We start from the raw sequence: 7,691 nt of genomic DNA on the forward strand, positions 1-7,691 counted from the left end.
CGCCCGTCTTCGACCTCCTGCCGGAGGCCTCATCCCGTTGGGCATAGCCGATGCGTGCGCGGGCGCGGGAGGACCATGCCTACACATGTCGCGGCTACTCGTATTTCTCGAGGAACGCTTCCGCCTGCAGCGACCGGAAATCCGGAAGCGCAGCCCGCAGGCGCGCATTGTCCCAATCCCACCAGGCCAAGGCCAGCATTCGTTCCGCGACGCCAGCGGGGTATCTCGGCCGGATCGGAGCAGCCGTCACACCTCCTACAATGGTGTATGGTGTGACATCCTTGGTCACGACCGCGCCTGAGGCCACAATCGCACCGTGACCAATTGTGACTTCGGGTTTGATGATCGCAGCATGGCCGACCCATGTGTCATGACCAATCACGGTCATCCGACTGGCGCGATGTTCGAACCAAGCTGCATCATCTTCTACGTCATCCCAATAATCCGCCGAACGATACAGGAAGTGATGCAACGAGGCTTTCTCCATCGGGTGATCCGTTGCACCGACCCGGGTAAAACTGGCGATGTTGGCAAACTTGCCGATCTGAGCGTTCGCGATATCGCAGGTCCGGTCACAATATGAATAGTCCCCGACTTCCACATTGGCCAATCGCGTCCCGGCACCGATTTCGACATACGCGCCGAATGTGCTGTTGGTGATCGCACAATCTGGGTGGATAAACGGTTGATCGGAACTCAGTCGTGCCATGTGGTTTCCTTAGCTCGCGGATAACGCGATCTTTGCCTTTTTCCGTTGCGGCTTCGTTTCGCCCTGGATCAATCGGCGACGCAGCCAGCCCGAGAACCAATCCATCAGCATTACCATCAGGATGATCAGAACGATGTAGTAGGCAACCTCTTCCCAGTCTTTCTGGGTGATGATGGCCTGCGTCAACAGCAAGCCGATCCCACCGCCCGTAATCGCACCAATCACAGTGGCGCTGCGCGTGTTGGATTCGAGGAAATAGAGCAACTGGCTGAGGAGCACCGGCGTCACCTGCGGGATCACCCCGAACCGATAGCGTTGCGGCGCGTTGGCTCCGGTCGATTGGACGCCCTCAATCTGTTTTTGATCCACATTCTCCAGCGCTTCCGAGAAAATCTTGCCGAACGTCCCCGTGTCTGTCACCAGAATGGCCAGCGCGCCCGTCAGTGGACCGGGTCCAAAAGCCCGCGCCAGAACGACGGTCCAGATCAGAGCGTCCACACCGCGCACAAAATCAAATACTCGACGCGTGAGGAACCGAACCGTTCCCAACGGGTTGAAATTGCGAGTCGCAAGGAAAGCCAGTGGCAGTGCCACCATGCCCGCCCCCAATGTCCCGAGGAAGGCCATTAGGATCGTCTCGAAAATGGCCCAGGCCACGTCCTGATGGCGCCACATCTTGTTAGTCCAGAAATCATTCAGGATCGCGCCCGCCTCACCATTTGCGGCCAGCCCGATGAGTTGCGGGACCGACTTGCCATAGTAGGGGCTATCGAGGGTGAAGAAGAACAGCCCCCACCCGTTGAAATAGCGGAACACCTCGGACCGGTTGCGCGTCACGGTCAGTCGACCCGCATCCGTGGTGATCGCCATCCGGTTCTTTGAGACATTGATCCAGTCGGGCACATCGCCTGCGGGCAGCTCGGCCTGAACGCCCGCCGAACGGGTCGGCGTAGCACGCACCGTGCCATAACCGGGGATGTCATATTCCACCGTCTCGGGGCCGAACCGCACGATATGGCCGTCTTCCAGATCAATCACCGTGGTCTCACCCAGAGCCACCCAATCCGGCGCTTGGCCTTCGGGATAAGCGCCCTTGCGCTCACCCTCGATTGCGGCCGAGACTTCACCTGTGCGATTGTCACGCTCGATGTGGGTTTTGTAACTGTAGCTGTCAGCCACCAGCGTCTTGCCGTTTTCCCAGTTGGCGCGTCCGGCCAATCCGGGCACGTCGAAAGCGAAAAACACATAGGTTAGATAGACCAGCACCAACGCAGGCAATCCGAAATTGATCAGGCGCTTGCGACTGAACAGACGATCAGCCTCGGCCTTCAGCTCATCAAGTGTAAGGTCAGTAGCGAAGGTGCTCATGCCCGCGCTCCTTTCTCGGATCCGTGGGTCAGGCGATCACGCAGATGGCCCGAGATTTGGTCGACCACAACGATGGTGACGAACAACAGCAAGAAAATCGCGGCAGCCTGATCGTACTTGCCCTGCCCCCAAGACATCGAGTTGCGCAGCTCATAGCCAAGACCACCTGCACCGACGAAACCCAGAATGGCCGAGGCGCGAATGTTGATCTCGAACCGCAGCAGCGCGTAGCTGACATAGTTCGGCCCAACCTGAGGGATCACGCCCAGGTACATGCGCTGCGACCAGTTCGCGCCGACCGAAGCCAAACCCTCGACCGGTTTCAATGAGGCGTTCTCGTTCACCTCAGAAAACAGCTTGCCCAGCGCGCCAGCCGTATGGATTGCAATGGCGATCATCGCCGGAACCGGGCCGCCACCCAGAATAAAGATCAGGACCAGAGCGATCACGATTTCAGGGATAGCGCGACAGATATCGGCGATACGCCTAAACAGGGGGATCAGCGCGGGCCAAAGCGCCATTCCACGTGTGGACATCAGCGCAAGGAACGTACCCGCAATGGTGCCGATCAGCGTAGATGCGGCGGCGATGTTGATCGTTTCAACCAGCGCAGGGAAGAACTTGACCAGATTGGCGGGCAACGCGTCGATCTTTTCCCAGGCTTCGGACAGCACCTCTGCCGGGTAGTCAAAGATACGGTGCCAACCATCTGCGAAACTGCCGGCATTGCGGTCATCCGCTGTGCGGAACCCGGCGGCCATCAAGGCCACGAAAACGATCAGAAGAATACCACCATAGACCCGCTTGCGTCGTGTCATCTCGGTATAGTCGGCCCGGATCTGGTCGACGGTCAGGGACCCTGCGGTCAGGTCTGTCATGGAATGCTCCTGAGTGGAAAACGGGGCCCGGCTTGGAACACCGGACCCCGGTCTTAGGGGTGTGCAGGCTTAGTTGGACTTCAGCTTGCGCGCTTCGATGATGATCTCATACGCGTCATGCGTGATCGGCTCGAACGCGCGGGCTTCACCGGCGGCAACGCCGTAGAAGCACTCACGGTCTTTCTCAGCCAGACCAGCCATCAGAGCGGTCATTTTCTCTTTTACATCTGAAGGCAGCGCGGTGCGCAGAACAACCGGGCCTTCGGGGATCGGCTTGGATTTCCAAATCTGGACCATGTCGTTCATGTCGACCAGACCGGCATCCACAGCGCGACGCAGCGCGCCCGACTGATACCCATCTTCCCAATCGCCCAGACCGTCAGCCCAGGTCACGCCACCATCGACGTCACCGTTGTTCACGGCAACGATGGTCTGCTCGTGGCCACCGGTGAATTTCACCTCACCGAAATAGTCGCCCGATTCCATGGTGGAACCCGTTGCCGCAGGGATTTCGATTGACGGGATCAGGTAGCCCGAGGTCGAATTCGGATCGCCAAAACCAAAGGTCTTGCCCTTCATGTCCTCCAGCGAGGTGATGCCGCTGTCTTTGCGGGCAAAACCGATCGAGAAATAGCCATAGCCGCCATCGGTGTTGACCTTGACCAGAACCGGCTCGACCGCTTCGGGATCGGACAGGTAGGTTTTCGCATAACCCGACGCACCCAGCCACGCCATGTCGATGGTGCCACCCAGCAGGCCCTGGATCACGCCGTCATAGTCAGCTGGTGCGAACAGCTTGGTTTCAACACCCAGTGTTTCCTCGGTGTATTCGCGCAGGCATTCGTTGTTGTTCAGACGGTCCTGAGCGTTTTCACCGCCCAGAATGCCGATGCGGAATTCGTTGATATCCGCGGCCAGGGCCGGCGCGGCCATTGCAGTTGTGGCCACCAAGGCTGCCATCAGTTTTTTCATCTGTCTCTCTCCGGTTTGATATGCCGGCCTTTCATCGGCCGGTCGATGAAAGGGGTGGTTGGCTTAGATGGTTGCTTCTGCTTCCATCAGGGCCTTCTGAGTCGCATCCAGCGTCTCAATCTCGGTCGATGTCGCCTCTTCCGAGAAGCTGGCATCCGCGCCATAGATCTCGCGGGCGACGCCGGTTGTCAGTTGCTCAGGCAGGCCGTCGAACACGATGCGACCGTCACGCATACCGACTACGCGGTCGCAATAGCGACGAGCCGTATCCAGCGTGTGTAGGTTGGCGATTACTGTGCGGCCGTCTTCTTCATGGATGCGGCGCAGTGCCTGCATGACGACCTGCGCATTCATCGGGTCCAGCGAGGCAATGGGTTCGTCCGCCAGAATGATGCTTGGATCCTGCATCAGCGCGCGCGCAATGGCGACCCGCTGTTGCTGCCCACCTGACAGCGCCTCGGCCCGTTTGGGTGCGTGCTCTGCAATGCCCAGACGGTCAAGAATGTCGATGGCGCGGTGAATTTCCTCCATCGGAAACAGGTTGAACATGGTCGCCAATGTCGAATGGCGGTTCAGCGTACCATGCAGCACGTTCGACACCACATCCATGCGCGGCACCAGATTGAACTGTTGGAAGATCATCGCGCAATCGGCCTGCCAGGCACGCTTGTCGCGGCCCTTCAGCTTGGTGACATCACGTCCTTGGAAAGTGATCTCGCCTTCGCTGGCGTCCGTCAGGCGGTTGATCATCCGCAGCAAGGTCGATTTCCCTGCACCGGAACGACCGATGATCCCGATCATGCAAGGTTTGTCCACGTCCAGCGTGGCCCGGTCCACGGCGATATTGTCGCCAAAGCGCTTGGTCAGTTTTTCGATACGCAGCACGTGCCACCCCCAATACATGTTGGCGGTCAGCTACAGATCCTGCTCAACGAATATGTGTCAGGGCAGTGAAAGTTTTGTAACGGCGCAAAATGCGCGGGGGCTACCCTTTGTAGGACGTCGGCGGTATATGCGACGACGACTCTACTGATGACATGAGGCCGCCATGAGCTTTGACCGCACCATCAAGATCGCACCGTCGATCCTCTCCGCCGATTTCGCCAATTTCGGGGCCGAGATTCAGGCCATCGAAGCCCAGGGCGCCGATTGGGTCCATGTGGATGTGATGGACGGTCATTTCGTACCTAACCTGACCTTCGGCCCTCCGGCGGTCAAAGCGTTCCGACCGCATGTGAAAACGGTGATGGATGTCCATCTGATGATCACTCCGGTCGATCCTTACATTCAGGCCTATGCCGATGCCGGTGCCGACATCCTGACCGCGCACATTGAGGCAGGGCCGCACACTCACCGAACCCTGCAAGCGATCCGCGCTGCCGGCATGAAGGCTGGTGTTGCCCTGAACCCCGGCACCCCGGCCGAGGCGGTCGAACACCTGTTGGACCTGACTGATCTGGTTTGTGTGATGACCGTGAACCCCGGTTTTGGCGGGCAGAAATTCATCGACATGACCGACAAGGTCCGCCGTCTGCGCCAGATGATCGGCGACCGCCCCATCCATATTGAGATCGACGGCGGCGTCGATCCAAACACCGCCCCACTGGTCGCGGCGGCCGGTGCAGACGTTCTGGTCGCAGGGTCGGCTGTGTTCAAAGGCGGATCAGTCTCGACCCCCGAAGTATATGGCGAGAACATCCGCACCGTGCGCGCCGCCGCAGAAACAGCACTTTAACGCCTTCGGGCCATGCACCTGCTGCACTGCGGCTATGTCTGATCTCAGCTACCTAATCGCATAAGCTGCGGTTAGGATTCGGACCATATGAATTCAAACCTATGGCGTGTTTCCATGTCCAAACCCTCCTCACCCCGCCCGTACAGCTTTAACCCCGTTGGCCTGACCGGGCGCTTGCCGCATAGACTGCGCACGGCACTGCTCAAGCTGTCCAAGGCCCGTTCTTCGGTTCGGCGCATCCGGGCCTATTGGGTCATGAGCGATCAGGACCTGCGCGCACGCAGCTTGAAACGCGAAGACATCATCCGACTGGTTCTGGCGGACGTGATCTAAACGCAGCCCCATTAAAGGTGGTTTGAGGCGCAGGGCTCAGGAGCATCCCTGCGCTATTTGGCTTTGCTTGTCATCCGGGACAGCTTTGCGTCCCGATAGTCAAATTTCGCGCTGCGATAGGGCGCAAAGATCGCGTCGCAATCCGTGGCATCTGGTGATGGAGGCCGAGTGAAATCGTGCAGTTCGAAGCCCTGCTCGGCCATCACCGCCACGAAGTCACTGAACCTATAACCACCCTGGTATCGCCGCCGAACCGAGACCTCGGCCAGAACAAAGGCGCAGTTTTCAAGCATTTCGCTCGCGCCCTTGATCACCTCAATCTCGAACCCTTCAGTATCGATCTTCAGGCCAAAAGGCCCATCGTAAGAACGCGCAATCTCATCCAAAGTGCGGACGGGCACCTGTCTTTCCTCTATGCCCGACGTATGCGCACTGGCGGCTTCGTCAAAGGCCATCATCGTGGCGCGCGTTCCCAACACTCGGCCAGCAACTGTCGGTATATGAAGGGTCGTCTGCCCGTTTTCCGCGCCAACGCCGCAGGCATGGAAGTCGAAATCAATTTTGTCGCCCCAATTCTTGCGCAGCTTAATTTCATAGTCCGCGATCGGCTCGACCAGAACAAATTTCGCCTTTGGAAAGGCCTCATACAGATGAGAGGTGCCCGACGCGACGCCAACATCGAAAATAGTGGCGGCCTCAAAGCCCAGGCTTGCGATATAGTCCCCGCTCTCTCTATTGACCGATACTTGATAGCCCCGACGTTTCAGACGCCGAGCCAATCGAATTTCGATGTCATCCATAGGTGAATTCTCCGTTGGCGCGCCTAACACAGTCGGCGAAGCAGTCGAGCTAAAGAAACATCGCTTTGCCACAAGCACAACGAAAAAGGCCGCCCCCTGTGGAACGGCCTTCTTTAATTCAACATTTAGGCCCGAGATTATTCGACGAATAATCTCAGCACCTTCACCGATTATTCAGTGATTTTCGACACAACGCCGGCGCCGACGGTGCGGCCGCCTTCGCGGATCGCGAAACGCAGGCCCTGCTCCATCGCGATCGGCGCGATCAGCTCAACGCCGAACGACACGTTGTCGCCAGGCATGACCATCTCGGTGCCTTCCGCCAGGGTCACGGTGCCGGTCACGTCAGTTGTACGGAAGTAGAACTGAGGACGGTAGTTCGCGAAGAACGGAGTGTGACGACCGCCTTCTTCCTTGGTCAGGATGTAGGCTTCGGCTTCGAACTTGGTATGCGGTGTAACCGAACCCGGCTTACACAGAACCTGGCCACGCTCAACGCCGTCACGGTCAACACCACGCAGCAGCGCGCCGATGTTGTCGCCCGCTTCGCCGCGGTCCAGCAGCTTGCGGAACATTTCAACGCCGGTGCAGGTGGTTTTCGAAGTGTCGCGGATGCCGACGATTTCAATCTCGTCGCCAACGTTGATCACGCCACGCTCAACACGACCGGTCACAACGGTACCACGGCCCGAGATCGAGAACACGTCTTCGATCGGCATCAGGAACGGCTGGTCAACAGCGCGCTCGGGGGTGTCGATATACTCATCAACGGCCGCCATCAGTTCCTTGATCTTCTCTTCGCCGATTTCAGGGTTGTTACCTTCCATCGCGGCCAGAGCCGAACCTGCAACGATCGGAATATCGTCGCCGGGGTATTCGTACGAAGACAGCAGCTC

The 7,691-nt window shown here is 58.5% G+C and carries 9 protein-coding genes; 2 read left to right on the plus strand and 7 right to left on the minus strand.

Annotated features, from left to right (window positions below; all coding sequences use genetic code 11):
• Positions 1-94: 94 nt before the first annotated feature.
• The 5 genes from AC2FJ6_RS05575 to phnC all read right to left on the minus strand — a co-directional run bounded on the left by AC2FJ6_RS05575 (position 95) and on the right by phnC (position 4,812).
• On the minus strand, positions 95-709 hold the full coding sequence (locus AC2FJ6_RS05575) for an LbetaH domain-containing protein (protein ID WP_170769859.1): 615 nt from the start codon (positions 707-709) through the stop codon (positions 95-97).
• Positions 710-718: 9 nt separating this feature from the next.
• Complete coding sequence (gene phnE / locus AC2FJ6_RS05580) at positions 719-2,077, minus strand: phosphonate ABC transporter, permease protein PhnE (protein WP_170769858.1); 1,359 nt, start codon at positions 2,075-2,077, stop codon at positions 719-721.
• On the minus strand, positions 2,074-2,955 hold the full coding sequence (phnE, locus tag AC2FJ6_RS05585; protein ID WP_170769857.1) for a phosphonate ABC transporter, permease protein PhnE: 882 nt from the start codon (positions 2,953-2,955) through the stop codon (positions 2,074-2,076). The genes phnE (AC2FJ6_RS05580) and phnE (AC2FJ6_RS05585) overlap by 4 nt, the downstream gene beginning before the upstream one ends.
• A 69-nt stretch (positions 2,956-3,024) precedes the next feature.
• The gene (gene phnD, locus AC2FJ6_RS05590) at positions 3,025-3,927 is read right to left on the minus strand and encodes a phosphonate ABC transporter substrate-binding protein (RefSeq protein WP_170769856.1); all 903 of its coding nucleotides are present in this window, start codon (positions 3,925-3,927) and stop codon (positions 3,025-3,027) included.
• Positions 3,928-3,990: 63 nt separating this feature from the next.
• Positions 3,991-4,812: a phosphonate ABC transporter ATP-binding protein gene (gene phnC / locus AC2FJ6_RS05595; protein ID WP_170769855.1), complete on the minus strand. Its 822-nt coding sequence runs from the start codon at positions 4,810-4,812 to the stop codon at positions 3,991-3,993.
• Positions 4,813-4,975: 163 nt separating this feature from the next.
• Between phnC and rpe the strand changes: the two genes are divergently transcribed.
• Together rpe and AC2FJ6_RS05605 are read left to right on the plus strand one after the other, a co-directional pair.
• Positions 4,976-5,662, plus strand: coding sequence for a ribulose-phosphate 3-epimerase (rpe, locus tag AC2FJ6_RS05600; protein ID WP_170782970.1), 687 nt, complete (start codon positions 4,976-4,978; stop codon positions 5,660-5,662).
• Between the two features lie 114 nt (positions 5,663-5,776).
• Positions 5,777-5,995 carry a hypothetical protein gene (locus AC2FJ6_RS05605; RefSeq protein ID WP_170769853.1) on the plus strand — a complete coding sequence of 73 codons (219 nt, stop codon included), beginning with the start codon at positions 5,777-5,779 and terminating at the stop codon, positions 5,993-5,995.
• Positions 5,996-6,048: 53 nt separating this feature from the next.
• Here AC2FJ6_RS05605 and AC2FJ6_RS05610 read toward each other — a convergent pair whose 3' ends face one another.
• Together AC2FJ6_RS05610 and AC2FJ6_RS05615 are read right to left on the minus strand one after the other, a co-directional pair.
• Positions 6,049-6,795: an FkbM family methyltransferase gene (locus AC2FJ6_RS05610; protein WP_170769852.1), complete on the minus strand. Its 747-nt coding sequence runs from the start codon at positions 6,793-6,795 to the stop codon at positions 6,049-6,051.
• A gap of 170 nt (positions 6,796-6,965) precedes the next feature.
• A partial coding sequence (locus AC2FJ6_RS05615) for an EF-Tu C-terminal domain-related protein (protein WP_496668581.1) occupies positions 6,966-7,691 on the minus strand: 726 nt, incomplete at its 5' end.

The organism is Ruegeria sp. CDSA089 (assembly GCF_059612205.1).

Coding starts and splice junctions, on each gene's coding strand:
- AC2FJ6_RS05610 (WP_170769852.1), bottom strand. CDS start 6,795: ATGGATGACATCGAAATTCGATTGGCTCGGCGTCTGAAACGTCGGGGC.
- rpe (WP_170782970.1), top strand. CDS start 4,976: ATGAGCTTTGACCGCACCATCAAGATCGCACCGTCGATCCTCTCCGCC.
- phnD (WP_170769856.1), bottom strand. CDS start 3,927: ATGAAAAAACTGATGGCAGCCTTGGTGGCCACAACTGCAATGGCCGCG.
- phnE (WP_170769858.1), bottom strand. CDS start 2,077: ATGAGCACCTTCGCTACTGACCTTACACTTGATGAGCTGAAGGCCGAG.
- AC2FJ6_RS05575 (WP_170769859.1), bottom strand. CDS start 709: ATGGCACGACTGAGTTCCGATCAACCGTTTATCCACCCAGATTGTGCG.
- AC2FJ6_RS05605 (WP_170769853.1), top strand. CDS start 5,777: ATGTCCAAACCCTCCTCACCCCGCCCGTACAGCTTTAACCCCGTTGGC.
- phnE (WP_170769857.1), bottom strand. CDS start 2,955: ATGACAGACCTGACCGCAGGGTCCCTGACCGTCGACCAGATCCGGGCC.